At 53.9% G+C, this 22,307-nt stretch carries 20 protein-coding genes; 11 read left to right on the top strand and 9 right to left on the bottom strand.

Annotated features, from left to right (window positions below; all coding sequences use genetic code 11):
- Positions 1 to 200: 200 nt before the first annotated feature.
- Positions 201 to 1,850 (top strand): malate dehydrogenase (quinone), encoded by a 1,650-nt coding sequence (mqo, locus tag HFD87_RS07660; RefSeq protein WP_033760335.1) that lies wholly within the window; start codon positions 201 to 203, stop codon positions 1,848 to 1,850.
- 73 nt (positions 1,851 to 1,923) lie between these two features.
- Here the strand turns inward: mqo and HFD87_RS07655 are convergent, their stop codons facing one another.
- A complete protein-coding gene (locus HFD87_RS07655; RefSeq protein ID WP_010670314.1) occupies positions 1,924 to 2,235 on the bottom strand; it encodes a VF530 family DNA-binding protein in 312 nt (103 codons plus the stop codon).
- Between the two features lie 207 nt (positions 2,236 to 2,442).
- On the opposite strand from HFD87_RS07655, the gene HFD87_RS07650 reads away from it, so the two are divergent.
- Positions 2,443 to 3,756: an MFS transporter gene (locus HFD87_RS07650; RefSeq protein ID WP_111534113.1), complete on the top strand. Its 1,314-nt coding sequence runs from the start codon at positions 2,443 to 2,445 to the stop codon at positions 3,754 to 3,756.
- A gap of 279 nt (positions 3,757 to 4,035) precedes the next feature.
- Here the strand turns inward: HFD87_RS07650 and HFD87_RS23050 are convergent, their stop codons facing one another.
- Together HFD87_RS23050 and HFD87_RS07645 are read right to left on the bottom strand one after the other, a co-directional pair.
- Positions 4,036 to 4,170 (bottom strand): hypothetical protein, encoded by a 135-nt coding sequence (locus HFD87_RS23050; protein WP_254920067.1) that lies wholly within the window; start codon positions 4,168 to 4,170, stop codon positions 4,036 to 4,038.
- A 386-nt stretch (positions 4,171 to 4,556) separates the two neighbouring features.
- Positions 4,557 to 5,561, bottom strand: coding sequence for a nitronate monooxygenase family protein (locus HFD87_RS07645; RefSeq protein WP_167423194.1), 1,005 nt, complete (start codon positions 5,559 to 5,561; stop codon positions 4,557 to 4,559).
- A gap of 168 nt (positions 5,562 to 5,729) precedes the next feature.
- Between HFD87_RS07645 and HFD87_RS07640 the strand changes: the two genes are divergently transcribed.
- The gene (locus tag HFD87_RS07640) at positions 5,730 to 6,605 is read left to right on the top strand and encodes a LysR family transcriptional regulator (protein ID WP_167423193.1); all 876 of its coding nucleotides are present in this window, start codon (positions 5,730 to 5,732) and stop codon (positions 6,603 to 6,605) included.
- A gap of 143 nt (positions 6,606 to 6,748) precedes the next feature.
- Here the strand turns inward: HFD87_RS07640 and HFD87_RS07635 are convergent, their stop codons facing one another.
- The 3 genes from HFD87_RS07635 to HFD87_RS07625 all read right to left on the bottom strand — a co-directional run bounded on the left by HFD87_RS07635 (position 6,749) and on the right by HFD87_RS07625 (position 10,663).
- Positions 6,749 to 8,215: an aspartate aminotransferase family protein gene (locus HFD87_RS07635; protein ID WP_039389056.1), complete on the bottom strand. Its 1,467-nt coding sequence runs from the start codon at positions 8,213 to 8,215 to the stop codon at positions 6,749 to 6,751.
- A 14-nt stretch (positions 8,216 to 8,229) separates the two neighbouring features.
- Complete coding sequence (locus HFD87_RS07630; protein ID WP_022624771.1) at positions 8,230 to 9,615, bottom strand: diaminobutyrate--2-oxoglutarate transaminase; 1,386 nt, start codon at positions 9,613 to 9,615, stop codon at positions 8,230 to 8,232.
- Between the two features lie 472 nt (positions 9,616 to 10,087).
- Entirely contained in the window at positions 10,088 to 10,663 is a 576-nt protein-coding gene (locus tag HFD87_RS07625) for a TetR/AcrR family transcriptional regulator (protein WP_010670320.1), read from the bottom strand.
- Positions 10,664 to 10,767: 104 nt separating this feature from the next.
- On the opposite strand from HFD87_RS07625, the gene HFD87_RS07620 reads away from it, so the two are divergent.
- Positions 10,768 to 11,661 carry an ABC transporter six-transmembrane domain-containing protein gene (locus HFD87_RS07620; RefSeq protein WP_167423192.1) on the top strand — a complete coding sequence of 298 codons (894 nt, stop codon included), beginning with the start codon at positions 10,768 to 10,770 and terminating at the stop codon, positions 11,659 to 11,661.
- 142 nt (positions 11,662 to 11,803) lie between these two features.
- On the opposite strand, the gene HFD87_RS07615 is transcribed toward HFD87_RS07620, so the two are convergent.
- Entirely contained in the window at positions 11,804 to 12,553 is a 750-nt protein-coding gene (locus HFD87_RS07615) for an NAD(P)-dependent oxidoreductase (RefSeq protein ID WP_052271581.1), read from the bottom strand.
- Positions 12,554 to 12,847: 294 nt separating this feature from the next.
- On the opposite strand from HFD87_RS07615, the gene HFD87_RS07610 reads away from it, so the two are divergent.
- The gene (locus HFD87_RS07610) at positions 12,848 to 14,044 is read left to right on the top strand and encodes an MFS transporter (RefSeq protein WP_167423191.1); all 1,197 of its coding nucleotides are present in this window, start codon (positions 12,848 to 12,850) and stop codon (positions 14,042 to 14,044) included.
- A gap of 424 nt (positions 14,045 to 14,468) precedes the next feature.
- Entirely contained in the window at positions 14,469 to 14,681 is a 213-nt protein-coding gene (gene cspA, locus HFD87_RS07605) for an RNA chaperone/antiterminator CspA (protein WP_003855207.1), read from the top strand.
- A 179-nt stretch (positions 14,682 to 14,860) separates the two neighbouring features.
- Here cspA and HFD87_RS07600 read toward each other — a convergent pair whose 3' ends face one another.
- Positions 14,861 to 15,877, bottom strand: coding sequence for a lipoate--protein ligase A (locus HFD87_RS07600; RefSeq protein ID WP_167423190.1), 1,017 nt, complete (start codon positions 15,875 to 15,877; stop codon positions 14,861 to 14,863).
- Between the two features lie 232 nt (positions 15,878 to 16,109).
- On the opposite strand from HFD87_RS07600, the gene HFD87_RS07595 reads away from it, so the two are divergent.
- The 5 genes from HFD87_RS07595 (at position 16,110) to HFD87_RS07575 (ending at position 21,409) form a co-directional block, all read left to right on the top strand.
- The gene (locus tag HFD87_RS07595; RefSeq protein ID WP_167423189.1) at positions 16,110 to 17,021 is read left to right on the top strand and encodes a DMT family transporter; all 912 of its coding nucleotides are present in this window, start codon (positions 16,110 to 16,112) and stop codon (positions 17,019 to 17,021) included.
- Positions 17,022 to 17,165: 144 nt separating this feature from the next.
- Positions 17,166 to 18,395 carry an MFS transporter gene (locus tag HFD87_RS07590; RefSeq protein WP_167423188.1) on the top strand — a complete coding sequence of 410 codons (1,230 nt, stop codon included), beginning with the start codon at positions 17,166 to 17,168 and terminating at the stop codon, positions 18,393 to 18,395.
- A 26-nt stretch (positions 18,396 to 18,421) separates the two neighbouring features.
- Entirely contained in the window at positions 18,422 to 19,483 is a 1,062-nt protein-coding gene (locus HFD87_RS07585) for a sugar phosphate isomerase/epimerase (RefSeq protein WP_167423187.1), read from the top strand.
- 55 nt (positions 19,484 to 19,538) lie between these two features.
- A complete protein-coding gene (locus HFD87_RS07580) occupies positions 19,539 to 20,519 on the top strand; it encodes a LacI family DNA-binding transcriptional regulator (protein WP_167423186.1) in 981 nt (326 codons plus the stop codon).
- A gap of 164 nt (positions 20,520 to 20,683) precedes the next feature.
- Positions 20,684 to 21,409, top strand: coding sequence for a pirin family protein (locus HFD87_RS07575; RefSeq protein ID WP_031590637.1), 726 nt, complete (start codon positions 20,684 to 20,686; stop codon positions 21,407 to 21,409).
- Positions 21,410 to 21,449: 40 nt separating this feature from the next.
- On the opposite strand, the gene HFD87_RS07570 is transcribed toward HFD87_RS07575, so the two are convergent.
- Positions 21,450 to 22,271 carry an alpha/beta fold hydrolase gene (locus HFD87_RS07570; RefSeq protein WP_010247190.1) on the bottom strand — a complete coding sequence of 274 codons (822 nt, stop codon included), beginning with the start codon at positions 22,269 to 22,271 and terminating at the stop codon, positions 21,450 to 21,452.
- Positions 22,272 to 22,307: the final 36 nt, after the last annotated feature.

The raw sequence follows: 22,307 nt of genomic DNA, 5'->3' as shown, positions 1-22,307 counted from the left end.
TGTTAGGGGATTGTATAATTCAAAGGACACCCTTAATGTGTGGTTAAAATATGTGAGCAATTCGGTAAGCCTTTTGTAATTAAATTAAGGCTAAATTGCTATTTTTAATTTTATAACTATTTTCACATTAACTCACAAATAACATTATTTTAAACTTTAAGGACTTTTTTTAACCAGTACCGTCTGAGCTGTAGATTAAAATGATGAATTCAAAGAAAGTTATCCCCACTCTTTCCCTCGCGGCCTTGTTAGTTTCTTCAGCACTGCATGCTGAAACTTCACCAGAAAAAACCGACGTCCTGTTAATTGGTGGCGGCATCATGAGCGCCTCAATGGGCACCATGCTGGAAGAGCTGCAGCCTGGCTGGAAACAGATCATGGTTGAGAAGCTGGATGGTGTGGCACTGGAATCCTCTAACGGCTGGAACAACGCCGGTACCGGTCACTCTGCCAATATGGAGCTGAACTATACGCCAGAGCGTAAAGACGGCTCGATCGACGTGACGAAAGCGCTGGAAATCAACGAAGCCTTCATGGTTTCACGCCAGTTCTGGAGTTCGCAGGTCAAAGAGGGTGTGATGCACGATCCGCGCTCTTTCATCAACTCAACGCCACACATGAGCTTCGTCTGGGGCGACAACGTCGACTTCCTGACTAAACGCTATGCGGCGTTACAGAAAACCGCGCTGTTCCAGGGCATGAAGTTCTCTACCGATCACAAGCAGATCGAACAGTGGGCACCGCTGGTGATGGAAGGTCGTGATCCACAGCAGAAAGTGGCCGCAACCTGGACGCCAGTCGGCACCGACGTAAACTACGGCGAAATTACCCGTCAGCTAATCGGCAGCCTGAAGAAGAATGACAACTTCCGTCTGGAAACCTCGTCTGAAGTCACCGATTTCAAACGTAACGGTGATAACTCGTGGCACGTCACCATTAAAGATGCCAAAAACGGCAACGAGCGTGCAGTTGACGCGAAATATGTCTTTATTGGTGCTGGCGGCGGCGCGCTGAAATTACTGCAGAAAACCGGCATCCCGGAAGCGGAAAACTATGCAGGCTTCCCGGTCGGCGGTTCATTCCTGGTAACCGAAAACAAGGCGATTGCCGATCGTCACCTGGCGAAAGTCTACGGTCAGGCGTCTACCGGTGCACCACCGATGTCCGTTCCGCATCTGGATACCCGTTATCTGGATGGCAAACGCGTCGTGCTGTTTGGACCGTTCGCGACCTTCTCAACCAAGTTCCTGAAAAATGGTTCACTGTTTGACCTGCTGAGCACCACCACTACTCATAACATCGTGCCAATGACCGACGTGGGTATGGATAACTTCGACCTGGTGAAATACCTGGTTGGCCAGGTGATGCTGACAGAAGAAGATCGCTTCGAAGCGCTGAAAGAGTACTACCCGGACGCGAAGAAAGAGGACTGGAAACTGATTCAGGCCGGTCAGCGCGTACAGATCATCAAGAAAGATGCTGACAAAGGTGGCGTGCTGAAACTGGGTACAGAAATTGTGACCGATCAGCAGAAAACCGTGGCGGCACTGCTGGGTGCTTCTCCTGGTGCATCGACCGCTGCGCCTATCGCGTTAAGCGTGATGCAGAAACTGTTCCCGGAAGAGTTTAAGTCAGCGGAATGGCAGGCCAAAATCCACAAGATGATCCCAGGCTACGGTCAGAAACTGAATGACAATGTGCCGATGCTGCAGCAGGTATGGAATGACACCGCTGCAACTCTGCAGCTGACCACGCCGCCGGTTATCAACATGGATGGCAAAGCAGCCGAGGCGCCAGCAGCACAGCCTGAGCAGGCAGCGCCTTCAGCTAAGCACGACATGGCGCTGTAACAGCGACCTGACTTAAAAAAAGCCCGCACAGGTTATCCTGCGCGGGCTTTTTTATTGCTGCGTTTTCTGCCCGTTACTCCGGCTGGTTACCGCGCCAGTTGCCCCAGGGATCTTCTGCGGGTGCTTGATCCGCCTCTTCAGACGCTTCTTCGCGGGAGGCCGGTTCCTCTTTTAACGAGGCGAGATAAAGCGCTTCGACTTCAGCCCGCGCCCAGGGCGTGCGCCGCAAAAACTTCAGGCTTGATTTAACACTCGGATCGCTTTTAAAACAGTTAATGTTGATCCGTTTTCCCAGCTCCGCCCAGCCATACTGCGCGACTAAACTGTTTATCTGCATCTCCAGCGTTACGCCATGCAGAGGATCTTTTGAGGTTTGTGCGTTCATCATCTATCCGCCTGATTCATTCAATGCCGCACATCCTGACAATCGTAAAGCCGTTGTGCAAGGCGTGAAGGTGAAAAAGGGCGTGCCGTGGCGCGTTAAGCGCAGATTTCTGTGTCTGAGTTAACGTGACAGGCAGAAGAGTGCGCAGGCGTGCGGCGATTGTGCTAATCATAAGCGACTGATGATGCTCAAAAAGGATCCCCTGCCATGTCTGTGCCCGTCGATAATCTGCTCAGCTCCGCCAGCCGTAAACGTGCTCTGATAGCCGGTTCGGTAGGTAATTTCATTGAATGGTATGAGTTTGCCGTCTATGGCTTTCTTGCCACCGTGATAGCGCAGAACTTTTTCCGGCTGGAAGGGGAGTCAGCGCTGACCGGGCTGTTGCTGACCTATGCGTCATTCGCCATCGCCTTTTTCTTCCGTCCACTCGGAGCAATCATTTTCGGCCGGATGGGTGATCGCATCGGGCGCAAACCCACGCTGATTTTTGTGTTAATCATGATGACGCTGGCGACGGCGGCTATCGGCCTGGTACCCACCTATGCCCATCTGGGCATCCTGGCGCCGCTGATCGTGACCGGTCTGCGTATTCTGCAGGGCCTGTTCGCGGGGGGTGAGTATGGCGGGGCGGTATCGTTGATGACCGAGTTTGCACCACGCGGTAAGCGGGGCCTTTATGGGGCGTGGCAATCTTTTACTGTGGCGCTGGGATTACTGGCTGGCGCGGGCATCGTAGCGCTGCTCTCACTGCTGCTGTCGCCTGAGCAGATGCTGAGCTGGGGCTGGCGCATCCCGTTCTTCATTGCCCTGCCACTGGGTGTTATCGCGCTCTGGCTGCGGGTTCAGATGGAGGAGACCCCGGCGTTTATTCAGCAGCAGGCAAAACCCGTTACAAAAGTTGACGCCAGCCTTGGCGATACGCTGAAAACGATCCTGCTCGGTATCTGTCGGCTGATGGTCTGGTCGGCGGCCGGTTACACCTGGCTGGTGATTATGCCGACGTACCTGCAGGCATCGCTGCACACCGGCTTTAACCAGGCGTTGCTGATTGCGGTGATATCGAACCTGGGCTTTGCTGCCACCATCATCCCGGCCGGCATGCTGAGTGACAGGATTGGCCGCCGTGCGGTGATGGTGACAGCGGCGGTATTGCTGCTGGTGCTCTCTCTGCCGCTGCTTAACATACTTCAGGCAGAGAGCACCGGGCTGCTGCTGAAAGCGCTGGTGGTGTTTATCGCGGGCGGAGTGGTCGGGTTGCTGGCCGGACCGGGACCTGCGATGCTGGCAGAGATGTTCCCGACGCGGGTGCGTTATACCGGACTGGGTCTGGCCTATTCGCTTTCTAACGCGGTGTTTTCTGGCTGTGCCGGATTGATCATCACCGGGTTGATTAAACAGACCGGTAATCCCGATATCCCCGCCTGGTATGTGATGGCGACTGCGCTGGTCAGTATTGTCGCGCTGATGACCCTGAACAAAGATGATCATCTGCGGCTACTGGATGAGCCACCGTCGCGCTAAGTGTCGGCAAGCAAGCTGAGCGGGAAATTCAGGCTGCATAAGTGTTATGCAGCCTTTTTTACTGACAGGTCTGCCGGGAAGGGCAACAAATAAGCCTGCTTATCAGAAATGCAGCTGTAATATCACCGGCGTAACGTGCCGCTCTGTTCAGGCCGATGTAACAGGGTTTTATCCCGTAAGCGATTCAGCCGGGTCAAAGTCTCTGGCCTTCACGCTTCATCAACACCGCCAACAGGTCTGAAACCATAGCGGATGCTGGGGAGAAGGATTCAGACAAGGTCATTCACTTTGCGATGATGGCAAACTGAAAACCTGATCGCGGCAATTAACTTTATGAGCATGGTTGTCGGCAATAATGATGACAGCAGCCATAATCATACCGAGAAGAATGATAACTATTTTACGCAGGAGCATAAGCGTTAATTCCTGTGAAATTAAACTATTCTTATCTGTAATATGTTATTCACTTTTATCAGTGACTTAACGTGAGTGTTGATTAATTATGGCTGAAGTAAAATCTTTATATATTGATCGCGATGCGGTTTTCCAGACTCTGCTGAAATAAAGGCGTCATGCAAATTCTTAAATAAACGAAATCTAAATGAGGGAATAAAAGCTGTTAATTTATCTTGTGTCTGTTTGACTGAAAAGGGTTGAACCTGTATGGCTTCAGGCTGTGAAGAGGAAAAGCTGAATAACGGCCCACAGTTGAACACTGCGGGCAGCACGCTGGACCCGGTCGGGACTCATCCGACAACCGGATCCCGCTGGTGGCGGTCACATCACTAACTTTAAACAGATCACAGACTGAGAACGGTGTCGTCAGATTTCTGTTTCTCCGGCTGAGTGATGAAATCCTGTGCCAGGTCGGCGACGATGGCTGCAACGGTTCGCACCGATTTGATCATCGAAATGCCGGTGCCTGTCGAAACAACACCTTTGTCAAAATTGCCCAGTCGCATCGCCTGCCATAAAGAGTGGTAGCCATTCATTGCAGTGAACAGGGTTTCACGGTCAGCGCCCTGCGCATCAAGCTCTGCCAGTCTTGGGCTGAGCGGCGTGGACAATGTCCGGTAATAAGCGGGCAGGGTGCGGAAAAGTAGCAGATCTTCTGCGCTTGATGAAACAATCAGCTGCTTGACCTTCTCATCCGCCGGGTTCTCCTGCGCGGTTAAAAACAGGCTGCCTATCCAGACGCCTTCTGCACCTAACGCCATGGCTGCACGCACGCCCCGCACATCCCCAATGCCGCCTGCCGCCAGCACCGGAATTTTCACACTGTCAGCGATTATAGGCACGATGCTGAACGTTCCGATAATGCGTGATGGCACGGTGCCGCCTTCATCAAATCCCGTGGCGACAATGATATCGGCGCCAAGCTTTTCAGCCTGCTGAGAATTCGCTACGTCAGGCGTCAGCGCACGATAAAGGATTTTGATGCGATGTTGTTTCAGAAAATCGAATATTTCGGCATCAAGCACTTCATTAACTAAAACGACCTCTACCTTCTCTTCAACAAACATTTCAGCTGTTGGACGCCAGAAACTCATATCGGGCCCATTGATCAGCGTTGCCCCAAAAGGTTTATCCGTCAGCTGTTTGGTTTTTCTGATTTGCTCACGCATGCGCTCCAGCGCCATGAAACGAGAGTCTGGCAATGTATCCTGCCCGGCGTTGGGGCCAATTATGCCTAATCCGCCTGCGTTTGATACTGCGGCAACAAACGTTGCATTGGTCAGAAAGTACATGGGTGCCTGAATAATGGGATAGCGAATATTCAGAATTTCTGTCACACGGTTTTTCATAGTTTTTCCTTATCCGGATACTGTGTAGCCAGACTTATTCGTTAGAAATAAGAATTTTTTACGGGCCGTTTTATTTTTATTCTCTTAGCCAAAACAGGGAGTTTAATAGTTGAAAATAAGAAGTAAACGGTCAGAATTGGGTACGTGTTTGCCAGATATGGAAAGATAATGGATCTCAACGCGACAAAACTCTTTATTGCAGTCGTTCAGGCAGGCAGCTTTTCAGCGGCAAGTGAGAGAACGGCTATCCCCATCTCTACGCTGGTGCGGAAAGTGAACGAGCTGGAGCGGGCACTGGGTGTGCAGTTACTGGAGCGATCAAAGAAAGGGGTCAGGCCGACCTACAAAGGACAACAGTTCTTTGAGCAATCGCGACCTGGCCTGGAATTGCTGGAAGAGGCCACCAAAACGGTCAGGTCTGCGCACAAACTGGCGGGCAAACTGCGAATATCGGTGCCGCCTGACTTCACTATCTGGTGGGAGTTACTGCATGCGTTTCAGCAACGCTATCCTGATATCAAAGTGTTTTGCCACTCAGGGGAAAGAGTGGTGGATCTGTTTGAAGATGGCATTGACGTGGCACTCAGGCTGGGCGAGTTGCATACCGAGGATGTAATTGCGAAACCGGTTATGAATGTCGAGGCATGGTTTGTTGCCACGCCTGAACTGGCTGAACGCTTTGGACATCCGCAGACGCTGGCGGCGCTGGCGACGTATCCGATAGCCAGCTGGGAAGGGCTTAACAGTGGTTCCTTTGAGTGGGTATCCGGAGACGAGAAGGTAAAGTTTGAGCCGTTTTTTTCCTCCAACAACACGCAGGGCCTGCGCCACTATGCACTGAGCAGTGCCGGGGTATCGCTGTTGTTTGATTTTTTAGTTAAACCTGATGTGGAGGGCGAAAAGCTGGTGCGACTGCTGCCTGATTATCCGACTCACTCGATGCCCTTACATCTGGTCTATGTCCGGCACAAACATCCTTCAGCCATCACACTCGCGTATCTGGAGTTTTGTGCTGAATGGGTGAGTCAATACAAGATCGGCTAGGGGCTACACAAAAGGGGCAGAGGCAAAGATGTCCGGCAAACCAGCGCACAGGCGCTGTGGCCTCACCGATGAATGAAAGGGATAAACACAGAAAAAGAAAAGGCGCCCTGAGGCGCCTCTGATAGTGACCCTGACGCCACTATTTACACCAGCTGCTGTGCCGTAGTTTCCACCAATGTCAGCAACACTTTGATATCTTCCAGCGTCACTGTCGGATTCAGCAGGGTCATCTTCAGGCAGGTCACGCCATCGAACTCGGTCACACCAACGTTGGCGCGGCCCGACTCCAGCAGGGCATCACCGATACGCTGATTCAGCAACGCAATATCCGCACTGCTGAAGTGCGCCAGATGCGCCGGACGATAGCGGAACAGCACGCTGGCCAGCTGCGGTTTCATCACCAGCTCCAGCGCAGGCTGCTCATCAACGTACTGTGCAACCTGCTGCGCCAGTGTCACACCGTGATCGATGATTTCGGCATACTGTTTCTGACCCAGCGCTTCCAGACCCATCCACAGTTTCAGTGCATCGAAACGGCGGGTGGTCTGAAGCGATTTGGACACCAGATTCGGCACACCCTGCGCTTCATCAAACTCAGAGTTCAGATAGGCCGCCTGGTAGCGCATCAGCTCATAGTGACGGGCTTCCTTCAGCAGGAAAGCACCACAGCTGATGGTCTGGAAGAACTGCTTGTGGAAGTCCAGGGTAATGGAATCGACCAGCTCAATGCCATCCAGATAGTCACGATACTTTTCTGAGAGCAACAGCGCGCCGCCCCAAGCCGCATCGACGTGCACCCAGATGTTCTCTTCGGCCGCCAGCGCCGCGATTTCGCGCAGGGGATCGATTGCACCGGCATCGGTAGTACCCGCCGTGGCAACAATCGCCAGAATGTTTTCGCCGTTGGCTTTGGAGGCTGCCAGCTTGTGGCGCAGGTCATCCATATCCATGCGGGCAAAGCGATCGCATTTCACTTGCGTCACGGATTGATAGCCCAGACCCAGCAGCGCCATGTTCTTCTGAACCGAGAAGTGCGCATTCTCTGAACAGAAGACTTTAATCTTCTTCAGGTCGCCGGTTAAACCATCCTGCTGAACAGAATGACCCTGGCGGGCAAACCAGGCATCACGCGCCAGCATCAGACCCATCAGGTTACTCTGGGTGCCGCCGCTGGTGAATACGCCCGCGTCGCCGGGCTGATAACCGACCTGGGTACGCAGCCACTCGATCAGCTTCATCTCAATCAGGGTGGCTGAAGGTGCCTGGTCCCACGAATCCATACTCTGGTTGGTGGCATTAATCAGGACTTCCGCCGCCTGGCTGATAACCAGGCTCGGGCAGTGCAGATGCGCCACACACTGCGGGTGATGAACCGACAGGCTGTCTTTGAGGAAGTACTCAATGGCGCGTTCAATCGCGGCCTGGTTGCCCAGGCCCTGAGGATTGAAGTCCAGCTTAATGCGCTCGCGCAGCTCTGCGACGGTTTTTCCCTGATACATCTCAGGTTGTTCCAGCCACTTCACGACGGCCGCGCTACTCTGGGCAATCGCCTGCTGGTAGGCCTCGGTACTCTGTGCTGAGGCCGCCAGAATCGGGTTTAACCGGGACATTGCATTCACTCCACTCAAACTGGTTTCACGCCAGCTGACAGCAGGGCGTTTTCAAATTTATCCATAAACACGTCCAGTTCTGCATCTGTGATCAGCAGGGAAGGCAGCAGACGTAATACGCTGCCGTGACGTCCGCCACGCTCCAGAATCAGGCCGTTCTCAAAACATTTTTTCTGTACCAGCGCGGAGAGCTCGCCGTCTGCCGGGAAGCTGCCCATGTGATCAGCGGCTTCGTCAGGTTTCACCAGCTCAATGCCGATCATCAGTCCCAGACCACGCACGTTGCCGATTACCGGGTAGCGCTGCTGCAGCTCGCCCAGTTTGCCTTTCAGCCATTCGCCCTGTGCAGCAACTTTGTCAGCGATGTTGTTATCTTTCAGCAGTTTCAGCGTAGTCAGGCCGGTCGCCATTGCGAGCTGGTTGCCACGGAAGGTGCCGGTGTGGTGGCCAGGAGACCAGGCGTCGAACTCTTTCTTAATGCCCAGTACCGCCAGTGGCAGACCGCCGCCGACCGCTTTTGACATCACGATGATGTCCGGCTCAATACCGGCGTGCTCAAAGGCGAAGAATTTACCGGTACGGGCAATGCCCGCCTGCACTTCGTCGATGATCAGCAGAATGCCATGCTCTTTGGTCACTTTACGGATGCGCTGCAGCCACTCAGCCGGAGCCGGGTTAACACCGCCTTCGCCCTGAACTGCTTCCAGAATGACGGCTGCCGGTTTACGAACGCCGCTCTCAACGTCGTTGATCAGGTTTTCGAAGTAGTAGGTCAGCGCTTTCACGCCCGCTTCACCGCCAATGCCCAGCGGGCAGCGGTAGAGGTGCGGATAAGGCATGAACTGCACTTCCGGCATCAAGCCGTCGACGGCTTCTTTCGGTGACAGGTTGCCGGTAACCGACAGCGCGCCGTGGGTCATGCCGTGATACGCACCAGAGAAGCTGATGATGCCGGAACGACCGGTGTGTTTTTTCGCCAGTTTCAGCGCCGCTTCAACGGCATCCGCGCCCGACGGGCCGGTAAACTGCAGGCAGTACTCTTTGCCCTGGCCCGGTAATAACGAGAGCAGATACTCAGAGAACGCATCTTTTAACGGCGTAGTTAAATCAAGAGTATGTAACGGCAAGCCGCTGGTAATGACATTTTGAATGCTCTGCAGAACGTCTGGATGGTTATGACCCAATGCCAGCGTTCCGGCACCTGCAAGACAGTCGAGATACTGATTATTCTCGACGTCTGTGATCCAGACACCCTGTGCTTTCGCAATCGCGAACGGCAATTTGCGAGGATAACTTCGAACGTTTGATTCAAATTCAGCCTGACGGGCTAAATAGGTTTCATTGGTTGCGTTTAAGTTCTGTGCATTCAAACTATCAATACGGACTTTATCCGTCATCATATCTCTCCTACAACCGGGACGGGCGTAGCGTCGCAGTTGAATAAATGTATTTAAATTGGGGTATGTGTTTTAAGCGCGGCCAATATAGGTGTTTTTAAGGTCCGACTCAACGTTTAATTTTATCGGCAGATAACAGATTCTTTGCTATAGGAATCAATCATTTGGTGAGTTTGTGAACGTATACATTATTGCCGCTTCGCTAGTCCGTTGTTAATAAGTGGCGTAAAAACACCAGCTTACCCGGCGCGGGGCGTGCTAAGTCAATGATAATAATCTGTGTAAATAGCTGTTTCCGGGGCAAAACGCTATCAAAAAGGGGCCTTTTCAGATGGAAAAAGCATAAGTCAGTTTGACTGAAGAAGCTGCATTTATAGCGGGTTAAAAGCGCAGACCAATTAAAATAATAAACCTTTTATTAACATTTAATTAAAATCTGGCGTTGTTAAAGCCTTTATAACGCGTCAGATCCACGTTACGACAGGAGATGATCAATAAACTGCGTTAAGTCAGCCATCCCTTCGCTTGCCTTTTTCTCCGACGGATTGATGGTCAGCAAATCGGCATAGCCGTTAAGCATCGCACTGATTTGCCGGGCGGTACGTGGGATATCGGCACAACGCAGCGTTCCGTCTGTGACGCCGTCACGAATTATCTCCTCCACGAGTGCCTGCCACGCAGCCGTCATTTGTTCTGCCAGCGCGGCATAGGCTTCGTGATGCGCAGCCATCTGCCAGAATGAAGCATAAAGTTGCCAGGTTGCATCCGGTGCGCTCGGCAGATGACTTTCGAACAGCGTCAGCAACCTCTGGCGGGGTGTGAGTAGAGTCAGGGAGTCAGCAAAATTTTCTAAATCCACGTGCATAAAGCGTTCAAGCGCTGCCAGGCAGAGCGTCTGCCAGTTGCTGAAATAGTGATAAATATGACTGCGTGAAATGCCCACCGACTCAGTGAGTTCCCGAGTGGTCACTTTTTCGATCCCTTTCTCGATAAATAACACTATCGCGGCATCCAGGATTTTGGTTCTCAGTGCTTCAGCTGACTCTTTCATCTCTCTCTCAATGAGTGTCACGTTGACTTTGAGCAACTGCTCAAATAGACTGCTTTTCGTTCTTGAGCAACCGCTCAAGACTCATGATATCAGAAACAGAAACTATGCATTCCTCAAAAACGATCCTGCCGGTAGCAAAACCCCGCAGCGCTATTCTGACATTAAAAATGCTCGGCCGTCGCCATAGCCGCAAGCTGTTCCTCACGCTGCTGCTGGTGGTGGCGGAAAATGTCATGTATCTCCTCTATCCGCTGCTGGCGGGCTTCGCTATTAATGCGATTCTCTCCGGCAGGACCTGGCATGCGGTGCTCTATGCGGTGATGGTGTTTACCATGTGGGCCATCGGAGCGGCACGACGCAGCGTCGATACCCGCACCTTTGCCCGTATTTACGCCGGGCTGGCCGTGCCGGTGATTGTGGCACAGCGTAACGAAAACCAGAGCGCTTCCACCATTGCCGCGCGGGTGGCCTTGTCACGCGAGTTTGTCGACTTTTTTGAGAAACATCTGCCGGTGCTGATTACCTCGCTGGCCTCTATGACCGGCGCCGCGGTGATGCTGCTGGCTATCGAGTTCTGGACCGGCGCGGGCTGTCTGGCGATCCTGCTGTTCTTCGCCTGTTTCCTGCCGGGATTTACCCGCAAAAACGATATGCTGTTTGGTCGTCTGAATAACCGGCTGGAGAAAGAGGTGAGCTTTGTCAGCAACGCTAACGCTGCGTCACTGGACCGTCATTATGGCGTGCTGGCCAGCCTGCGGATCCGTCTCTCCGATCGGGAAGCCTGGGGTTATCTGGCCATCGGTAGCGTGGCAGCGCTGCTATTTGCTGTCACCATTGCGGTAATGTCGAACCGTGGCGGGACCAATGCGGGTCACATCTATTCGGTGATGACCTATATGTGGATGTTTGCCATGAGCCTGGATGATGGCCCACAGCTGCTGGAAAAATATTCCCAGCTGAAAGACATAGGTCGCCGGGTAAATACCGGCACGCACTGATTTGGCCGATTCAGGCGCTGCCTTCTTTTTGGGCGTTGTCTCAGTTGAGGGCTGAAGCAGCCGCCGGAGGGACCGGCGGCAACGGAGGTGAAGAATAACGAGCCGACTCGGGACCGAAAGCGATCACGGCTCAGGGAGGGGCTTAATAATCCAGCTCACCTGGCGCAAATGCTCTGAAAGCGTTATCAGACGGCGTATAGCCCAGCACTTCTCGCGTCTGTGTCAGATCAAAGCGTTTAAAACGGTTATCGGAAATGCCGTAGCCAATAAAGAAGGTGATCTTCTCTGCCTCTACCGCGCCAGTCAGCAATCTGACGGCATCTTCCGGACTCAGCCATGCGCTGTAATCCCGTGCATTATGCAGGCTGTTATCCAGTGCAGGTTCAAACGCCCCGATTCTTAATGCCACACAGCTCAAGCCGTGCTGGCTGGCATAGAAGGCGCAAAGTGCTTCACCATAACATTTGGTGACGCCATACAGATTCGCGGGAGAGACGGCCATGCCGGGATGTATCTGGACATCCGCCGGGTAGCCCTCAATGGTCTGCGCACTGCTGGCAAAGACCAGACGACGACAACGGTGCTCAGCTGCTGCCTTGAGTATCCAGGTCGTAGAGAGAATATTGGCGGGCAGCAGATCGTCGAAACTGGCCTGCGCATCCGGGATACCGGCGAGGTGGATGACGGTATCGACAGGCTCTTCAGCCAGTAATTTCTCCGCCGCACCAGGTTGTGACAGATCCGCCACAATAAAACGATGGGGTGCGGGTATCGTGTAATCCGGCTCACGTAAATCGGTCAGGATAAAACGGTAGTTGTTCTGGCTGGCCGCAAAGAAAGTGCGCCCGATGCGCCCGCTGGCACCGGTAAGAAGGATAACTCTGGTCGTCATCTGCTGATTCCTGTTATGCAAAAGAAGCGCTGAGAGGTCAGTTAAACAGAGATTCACGACTCAGGCCTGCGTAGCTTTCCGGATTGTGATCTTAAACAGGTCGCTATGCGCCAGAGTTGCACGGATAAAGACCCATGTTACCGCAGCCTTCACTGTGCGCCAGATCACATAAATGGGTTGCTAAGCGCAGCCTGACTTTTTATAGTCTGCCCGCTTCAACCGGACGGGAACACGCTCTGCTTTCTCTCTCCGCCTCACTTCAGTTTTTTCAGTTCTGGCCATTGGGAATCAATTTTGTTAAGAAAAAATCATAAAACCGACGATGCCGGTTTTGTCCGCTGGGCATTACTGGCCCTCGCGCTGGGCGGCTTTGGCATCGGTACCGGTGAGTTCATCATGATGGGCCTGCTGCCAGATGTTTCACGCTCCCTTGCGATTACCGAGCCGCAGGCGGGCAACGCCATCGCCAGTTACGCACTGGGCGTGGTGGTCGGTGCGCCGTTTATTGCGGTGCTGGCGGCGCGAATGGCACGTAAATCGCTGATGCTGATCCTGATGGCGCTGTTCAGTATCGGTAATGTTGCCAGCGCGATGGCTGACAGCTATCACGGCCTGCTCGTGGCGCGTTTTCTGACCGGGCTGCCTCACGGCGCCTACTTTGGTGTGGCGTCGCTGGTAGCCGCCTCGCTGGTGCCGATTGAACGTCGTGGCCGCGCGCTGGCGTCACTGATGCTGGGACTGACGGTGGCGACCCTGATTGGTGTGCCGCTGGGCTCCTGGATAGGTCAATTATTTAGCTGGCACGTGGTGTTCACCTTTGTGGGCGCAATTGGTCTGCTGACCTGCCTGCTGATTGGCCGCTATGTCCCTTACACGCCTGGCGATGTGGATGCGCATCCGCTGCGGGAACTGGGCGCGCTGAAAAACGCGCAGGTGCTGCTGACCCTGCTGGTGGGGGCGGTAGGATTTGGCGGGATGTTCGCTATCTTCAGTTATATCGCGCCGACGCTGATTAACATTGCTGGCATCTCTCCCTCGCTGATCCCCTGGGCGATGGTGGCGTTTGGGCTGGGAATGATCATCGGTAATCTGGTGGGTGGCCGTCTGGCTGATGGCCCGGTGCTGAATATTATTGGCTGGACGCTGTTATGGAACGTGCTGGTGATGCTGGCCTTCCCGGTGCTGGTTCAGCATGTGGCAACCGGCCTGCTGGCCACGTTCCTGATCGGCACCTGCTCAGTGCTGCTGCCGTCGTTGCAGATTCGCCTGATGGATGTCGCCAATGAGTCGCAAACCCTGGCGGCTGCGATGAACCACTCGGCGCTGAACATTGCCAATGCGATGGGCGCGTATCTTGGGGGCCTGACGGTGTCGCTGGGCTATGGCTGGATCTCCACCGCGTGGGTGGGTGTTGCGCTGGGCGTGGCCGGTCTGATGGTCTTTGTGCTCACGGCGCGACATGCTGCCCGTCAGCAGACTCAACTGGCCTGATATGAGTAAAGCAGGGCGCAGCGATACTGTTTATCGCTGCGCTTTATTAGTACAGGGCCGCCGTATTATTTTTCAGCAATGATTAACCGCACTATTATTTACTCTCTGACCGTTCAGCGAAAATTATCATTCTGTCATCCCTGATATTTCAAAATGCTCGGAAAATCAACAAGGGCGCTCCGGACGTCTGGATGTTAAAAGTAAATTAAAATAATGTTTGCTAATGTCGGTGAGGCGTGGCTTAATAGCGTCATCGGTTTGGAACACAGACCTTATCAAAGCAGTTTTAGTAAAGCAGTCCTCAGTGCAAGCGATATCACAAGATACCCTTATTCATGAGTCTCCTCCTAAAAGCCTGGTAAGTTACCTTCTGAAAGACAGGCCATCTTCGCCACTTTGTGGCTCATAAATTAAGGAATTATCGATGTCTAATAAAATGACTGGTTTAGTAAAATGGTTTGACGCTGGTAAAGGTTTCGGTTTTATCTCTCCTCAGGATGGCAGCAAAGATGTATTCGTACATTTCTCTGCAATTCAGAGCAACGATTATAAAACTCTGGACGAAGGTCAGCAGGTCGAATTCACTATTGAAAACGGCGCTAAAGGTCCTTCAGCGGCAAACGTTGTCCCTATGTAAGCCTTAATTATCAATGGTGCTTATCAATGCGTGATGGCAATAGCCTCAGCAGATAAGCCTGATATTGATAATTAATTAAAACCCGCCTTGTGCGGGTTTTTTGCGTTTATGATTTGCCTGATGCTTACGCGATGTTTTTTGCCCGCGCCAGATATCGGCGCAGGCCAGTAAAAAAATGTTCAGCGCACGCTGGCGACCAGCCACTGCTGCAATTCTGTCAGCTCCGCGCGTTGCTCCGGAAAATCCGCAATAAGCTGATTCAGCACCGGTTCAAGGGCATCGGGCCGATAGGTCACACCCTGCAACCGCTGCGCCAGCGCTTCCAGCGGCGCAGGGTTGAGGCTGTCGCTGAAAATCTGACAGCGGCTGATCACGCCGCGTTCTACATCGAAATGAATCTCCACACCACCCCAGACAAAACGCTGGTCCAGCAGATGCGAGAAATCGGGTGCCTGACCGAAATTCCACTCCCAGCTACTCTGCTTTGCGGACTGCTCTCTGAAACCCGGCAGATCGGGCAGGGCGTCGGGAGAGATCCTCTCTGGCTCACAGCGCTCACCGTAATAGTTGAAAAATGCGTCCGTCACCGCGGAGCAGATCGCCTGATAGCCGATACCCGGCGTTAACTCCGCCAGATTGGTCACTCTGGCGCGCACTGAGGTAATCCCCTTCGCCTGCAATTTCTTCACATCCGGATTAAGGTAATCCGCCAGGCGGGAGAGGTCGGCATCCATCAGAATAGTGCCGTGATGGAAACCGCGATCCGGCGTTTCACGGTAGGCTGAACCGGATATTTTGCGCAGCCCGTCAGCGGTGTTCACCACTAAGTCATTACGGCCAGAGGCCTCCGCGGGTACGCCAAGCGAAGTCAGTGCGCGCAGGATGATCTCAGTCGAGACGCTTTTATCATACTCCGGCTTGCCGGCCATAAAGGTAAAACAGCAATTGCCGAGATCGTGAAACACCGCGCCACCGCCGCTGCTGCGACGTGCCAGCCGGATGCCATCTTCCGCCATGCGTCGGGTATTGCACTCTTTCCACGGATTCTGTGCCCGCCCGATCACCACCGTTTCCGCATTACGCCACAAAAACAGCACCCGCTGGGTGGCCGGCATCTGGCGGAAAATGCACTCTTCTACCGCCAGGTTAAACCAGGGATCGTTGGATTCAGATAACAGTAAACGCAGCGTGGACATCGGTGACTCCCGTTCCTTAAGAGAAGAGGCCCATAAAGCAGGGCAGAAGGCAGAGTGTACCAGCCGGGAAACGGGACTACATGCCTCTTCATGCCGTGATGCTGCGGCAAAAAAAGATAAAATGCCGTCTGCAGAGTAATCGCGGCAGATTGGTGTACGACATTATGACAATATGGATAAGGAGTGTGCTGATTCCCCTGCTTATTTTCCCTTTTGAGAGAACAAAAATCGTATGAACGCTTCCGCTGGCATAGCGATGAAGATCACCGCTGCATTAAGTAGCACGCTGATGCTGGCCTGTGTAAAAGAACTCGATGGGGCGATACCGGTCGGCGAAGTAATATTTTTCCGCTCGCTGCTGGCACTGGTGCCGCTGTTAATCTGGTTGCGCTTGCAGGGCAGCGTGCTGGATGGCATTCGCACCCGCAATATCCGGGGGCATTTTGTGCGCGGGCTGGCCGGAACCGGTGGACTCTATTTCAGTTATCTGTCGCTGCTCTACATTTCTCTGACCGACGCCACGGCTATCAACTATGCCGCGCCGCTGTTTACCGTGCTGCTGGCGGCGCTATTTCTGCGCGAAAAAGTGCGTCACCATCGCTGGGTCGCGGTCTTTACCGGTTTCAGTGGCATTATGGTGATGTTCTCCGGGCATCTCACACTGACGCGCCAGGCAACATTTTCCCTTTCTGCATCGGCGGGTATTCTGCTGGCGTTGATGGCGGCCTTCTGTACCGCCTGTGCGCTGGTGCAGATCCGCTTTCTTAACGGCAAAGAGAAGCCGGGCGCCATCGCTTTCTGGTTCGCTATCACCACGGCCTTAACGTCGCTGGTCACGCTGCCAGGCGGCTGGGAAGTGCCGCATGGCAATCAGCTGGCGTTACTGGTGGGATGTGGGCTGCTGGGCGGTATTACTCAGATTCTGATGACTCTGAGCCTGCGCTATGCTGAAGCGTCGTTGCTGGCCCCGTTCGACTACACCACCTTAATCTGGTCAGTGGCGGTGGGTTATCTGCTGCTCGGCAATCTGCCAACCTCCACCACGGTGATGGGTGCGATTCTGGTGGTGGCAGGCGGCCTTTACTCGGTGCTGTATGAGCGTTATCGCTTCCGTAAAGCGCGGATAGTTAATGCCAGTCGCTGATCGGCCCGCCCGGCATCGCCTTATTATTTCCAGAGTGATAACGCAGAGTTAATAATTTGTGATCGCGGCGAAGGAACAGTCGGCTGCATTTGTTTACGTTGTGAGCAATCAGAATGTAATCGATTACTTATTCGTGAGGTTCCCATGATTGCAACAGTGCAGGAGAGAGCAAGCCAGCAGATGCAGCATAAGCTGCTGGTGCCGCGCCTCTCTCTGATGATGTTTATGCAGTTCTTTATCTGGGGCAGCTGGTCGGTGACGCTGGGGCTGGTAATGACCCGTCACAACATGCCGTTGCTGATTGGGGATGCGTTTTCGGCCGGACCTATCGCCTCAATTCTCTCGCCGTTTGTGCTCGGCATGCTGGTAGATCGCTTTTTTCCCTCGCAGAAAGTGATGGCGGTGATGAACCTGGCGGGCGCAGCGATTCTCTGGTTCGTGCCCCAGGCGCTAATCGCGGAGAACGGGGCGCAGCTGATCGCACTGTTATTTGGCTATACGCTCTGCTTTATGCCGACGCTGGCGCTCTCAAATAACATCGCCTTTCACAGCCTCGCCAGCAGCGAGAAAAGCTTTCCCATCGTCAGAGTCTTCGGCACCATCGGCTGGATCGTGGCGGGGATCTTTATCGGTGTAACGGGCATTGCTGACAGCGTGGCAGTGTTCCAGCTGGCGGCGCTCTGTTCGGTACTGCTGGCGATCTACAGCCTGACGCTGCCACATACGCCGGCTCCGGCCAAAGGATTGCCGTTAAAAGTTCGCGATCTCTTCTGCGCCGATGCCTTCGCACTGCTGCGACTGCGTCATTTCCTGGTCTTCGCTATATGTGCCACCCTGATCTCTATTCCGCTCGGCACCTACTACGCTTTTACCGCCTCCTGGCTGGCGGATGCCGGTATCCGGGAAGTCAGCACCCTGATGTCACTGGGTCAGATGTCTGAAATTGTTTTCATGCTGATCATTCCACTGCTGTTCCGCCGTCTTGGCGTAAAAGTCATGCTGCTGATTGGCATGACAGCGTGGTTTGTCCGCTATGCACTGTTTGCGCTGGGCATGAGTGATGAGACGCGCACGCTGATTTATCTGGGCATTCTGCTGCATGGCGTCTGCTATGACTTCTTCTTTGTGGTTGGATTCATCTACACCGATCGGATCGCCGGTGAAAAGGTCAAGGGGCAGGCGCAGAGCATGGTGGTGATGTTCACCTACGGCATCGGCATGCTGCTGGGATCGCAAATCTCCGGTGCGCTCTACAATCAGCTGGTGGCGGGTAACGCCAGCGCAGAGAGCTGGGCAATATTCTGGTGGATCCCTGCCGTGGCTGCTGCGGTGATTGCGATTATTTTCTTCTTCTCATTCAAATACCGTGATTAAGCGGTAACTGAAATCAGGAGTCACAGATGAAAACAGTTAAGGGACCCGGCATCTTCCTGTCACAGTTCATCACCACCCAGCCGCCTTTTAACTCGCTGACGGGGCTGGCGGAGTGGGCCGCCGGGCTGGGATACCGGGCACTGCAGATCCCCTGCCACCAGCCCGCTATTTTCGACCTTGAGCAGGCAGCGGTCAGCCAGACTTACTGCGACGAGGTGCTGGGAACACTGGCCGGTTTCGGGCTGGAGATCAGTGAGCTTTCAACGCATCTGGAAGGGCAACTGGTTGCCGTGAACCCCGCATACGATCTCGCTTTTGATAATTTTGCGCCTGCCGCGCTGCGAGGCGATCCCGCCCGGCGCACCGACTGGGCCATCGCTACGCTAAAGCGTGCGGCTGCCGCTTCTGAAAAACTCGGCCTGCGCGCACATGCCACTTTTTCCGGCTCGCTCGCCTGGCCCTGGTTCTATCCCTGGCCGCCGCATCATGAAGCCCTGTTTAATGAGGCGTTTGCTGAGCTGGCGCGCCGCTGGCTGCCGGTGCTGGATAGTTTTGACCATCACGGTGTGGACCTCTGCTATGAGATTCATCCCGGCGAAGACCTGCATGACGGTGTCACGTTTGAGCGATTTCTGTCAGAGGTGAATCACCACCCGCGCTGCAATATCCTGTTCGATCCCAGCCATCTTCTTCTGCAACACATCGACTATCTGCAGTTCATCGACCTCTATCATCCGCGTATCAAAGCTTTTCACGTTAAGGATGCGGAGTACCAGTTAAATGGACGCAGCGGAGTATATGGCGGATATCAGCCGTGGCTTGCGCGCGCCGGACGCTTTCGCTCGCCGGGCGATGGCCAGATCGACTTCAGCCGCATTTTCAGCAAACTGGCCCAGTACGACTATGACGGCTGGGCGGTGCTGGAGTGGGAGTGCTGTCTGAAGGATGGCGAGACCGGGGCGCGTGAAGGGGCGGAATTTATCCGCCGGCATATTATCCCGGTGGCTGACCGCGCTTTTGATGATTTTGCTTTAGCAGAGAACGCCCCTTCGGTGCGCCATCAGCTGGGTCTGGATCGCGACGTCTGAGGCGGCATGGATTCAAAGGTTTTCTGTGGGTGAGTTTTAAAACAGAGGGATCGCTATGTCTATTCAGAAAATCGCCCGGATGGCGGGTGTGTCGGTCGCCACCGTTTCCCGTGTGTTGAATAACAGCGACAGCGTAAAACCGGCTAACCGGCAGAAAGTCCTTGAGGCAATCGAAGAGAGCAACTATCAGCCTAATCTGCTGGCGCGCCAGCTGCGTACGGCGCGCAGCTCGATGATTCTGGTTCTGGTTTCCGATATCTCTAACCCGTTCTGCGCAGAGGTGGTCAAAGGCATTGAGGAGGAGGCGGAGAAAAATGGCTATCGCATCCTGTTGTGTAACTCGGGCGCCGATATTGCCCGTTCGCGATCCAGCCTGCAACTGCTCTCCGGTAAGATGGTGGATGGCATTATCACCATGGATGCATTCAGCAAGCTGCCGGAGCTGAGCCAGCTGATAGGCAGGGCACCCTGGGTTCAGTGCGCCGAACATGATGATAATGGCCAGATCTCCTGCGTCGGGATTGATGATGACGTCGCTGCGCAGTCAGTGGTGCACTATCTGGCCGGACAGGGACGTCAGCGCATTGCGCTGATCAATCACGACCTCCGCTACCGATATGCCCGCCTGCGTCAGCAGGGCTACGCACATCAACTCAAAGAGCAACAACTGGCATGGCAGGCCATCGCTTACGCCAGTGAGTTAAGCTTCAGCGCCGGAAAAGCCGCGATGAATCAGCTGCTGGCGGGCGAGACACGACCTGACGCCGTGTTTGCGGTTTCCGATACGCTGGCAGCGGGTGCCATGGCGGCGATACAGCAGGCGGGTCTGCGGATACCTCAGGACATTGCCGTGGTGGGATTTGACGGCAGTGAACTGGCCGACATGGTATCGCCGCCGCTGACGACTCTGGCTCAGCCCTCCAGGGAGATTGGCCGTCGTGCCTGTGAGCTGGTGCTGCAAAAAATCATCCGGCCAGACTCTCCGCCACAATGTGTGATCATGCAGGGAGAGCTGGTGGTGCGAGCAAGTAGCTGAAGGATTAATCCGCAAAACATATTCCCGCCATAACGTCGTCTTTATTGTCTACTAAAACGCGACAGTCATTGCCAGTTCACGCCATTGTGTGACTACATGGTTTACTTATATGCTGTTTCCATCGAAGGGCATTCGCACTTCCCGAATCAACGAAGGGGCAGAATATGATTGAGCAAAGATTGTCAGAGCAACGCGGCGTGGGCGATCACGGCTGGCTGAATTCACGTCACACCTTCTCTTTTGCAAATTACTGGGATCCAAAGCAGGCGGGCTTCTCAGATCTGCTGGTGATCAACGATGATCGGGTAGCCAAAGGTCGCGGTTTTGGCGCCCATCCTCACAGCAACATGGAGATTATCTCCTATGTCCTGGAGGGCGCGCTGGAGCATAAAGATTCTATGGGCACCGGCTCTGTGATTGTTCCCGGGGATGTGCAGTTGATGAGTGCCGGTAGCGGTGTGACTCACAGTGAGTTCAACCACTCGGGCACCGAGGGTGTTCACTTTCTGCAAATCTGGGTGGTGCCGGCAGAGAAAAATAGCCCGCCAGGCTACCAGCAGGTCTCCGTCAGCGAAGCGGATAAACGCGGTAATCTGCGACTGATTATTTCGCCGGAAGGTGAAAACGGGGCATTGCGGGTGCGCCAGGATATTCGCATCTATGCGGGACTGTTCCAGGGGGATGAGCAGCAGACAATCACTCTGCCGGACGACCGCTATGCGTATATTCATGTGGCGCGCGGCAGTGTCAGGGTAAATGGCCTGCAATTTAATGCCGGAGACGGTGCGCGGGTTCGCAATGAGAAAACGCTGTCGTTCAGTCACGGTGAAGGAGCGGAGGTGTTGTTATTCGATCTGCGTCCCAACGAAGTGAATCATCCAACCCGTTAAAATGAAAACTGCGCGGCTTCCACCGCGCAGTTTTTTTGCATCACTGCGCGTTAAGAAACGCCAGCAGATCCTGATTCAGTTGATCCTGATGCGTCACCGCAAAACCGTGCGGCGCATTGTCATAAACCTTGAGTTCAGCACCTTCAATCATCTCCGCTGCCACTTTGCCGGTGGATTCAAACGGAACGATCTGGTCGTTGCTGCCATGAATCACCAGCGTCGGCACATTCACTTTCGCTACATCAGCACGGAAATCGGTCTCAGCAAAAGCGGTGACGCAATCAACAGTGCTCTTCAGCGAAGCGAGCAGCGCGATGTTCAGCGTTTGCGTCATGACGCCATCAGAAACGGTCTGTCCGGCATTGGTACCATAAAACGGCGTAGCGAACTCTTTGATAAACTGCGCGCGATCCTTAAGCAGGCCATCACGAATCCCTTCAAACACCGACATATCGACACCCTGCGGGTAGTCTGCCGTTTTGCCAAAGATTGGCGTGACGGCACCGAGAAGCACCAGTGCCGCGACGCGATCGCTGCCATAGCTGCCGATATAGCGTGTGACGTCGCCGCCACCCATTGAGAAACCCACCAGCGTCACATTCTGCAGGTCAAGATGGGTGATCAAATCGTTGATGTCAGAAGCAAAGGTATCGTAGTTATTACCGGTCCAGGGCTGATCAGAACGACCAAATCCACGACGGTCAAAGGCGATAACCCGATAACCGTGCTCCGCCAGGAAGTTCATCTGGCTGTCCCACATATCGGCATCCAGCGGCCAGCCGTGGCTGAACAGAACCGGCTTACCGGTGCCCCAGTCTTTAAAGTAGATCTGTGTGCCGTCGGTCGTTTTAAAGGTGCTCATGGTATTGCCCTCTGTATGACGTGATGGATGAAAAGA

The sequence above is a fragment of the Pantoea sp. EKM21T genome (assembly GCF_011800405.1).
GTDB classification, from domain to species: domain Bacteria; phylum Pseudomonadota; class Gammaproteobacteria; order Enterobacterales; family Enterobacteriaceae; genus Pantoea; species Pantoea agglomerans.
Note: the sequence above shows the minus strand (reverse complement) of the source record. Positions and strands in the feature narration are given on the sequence as shown.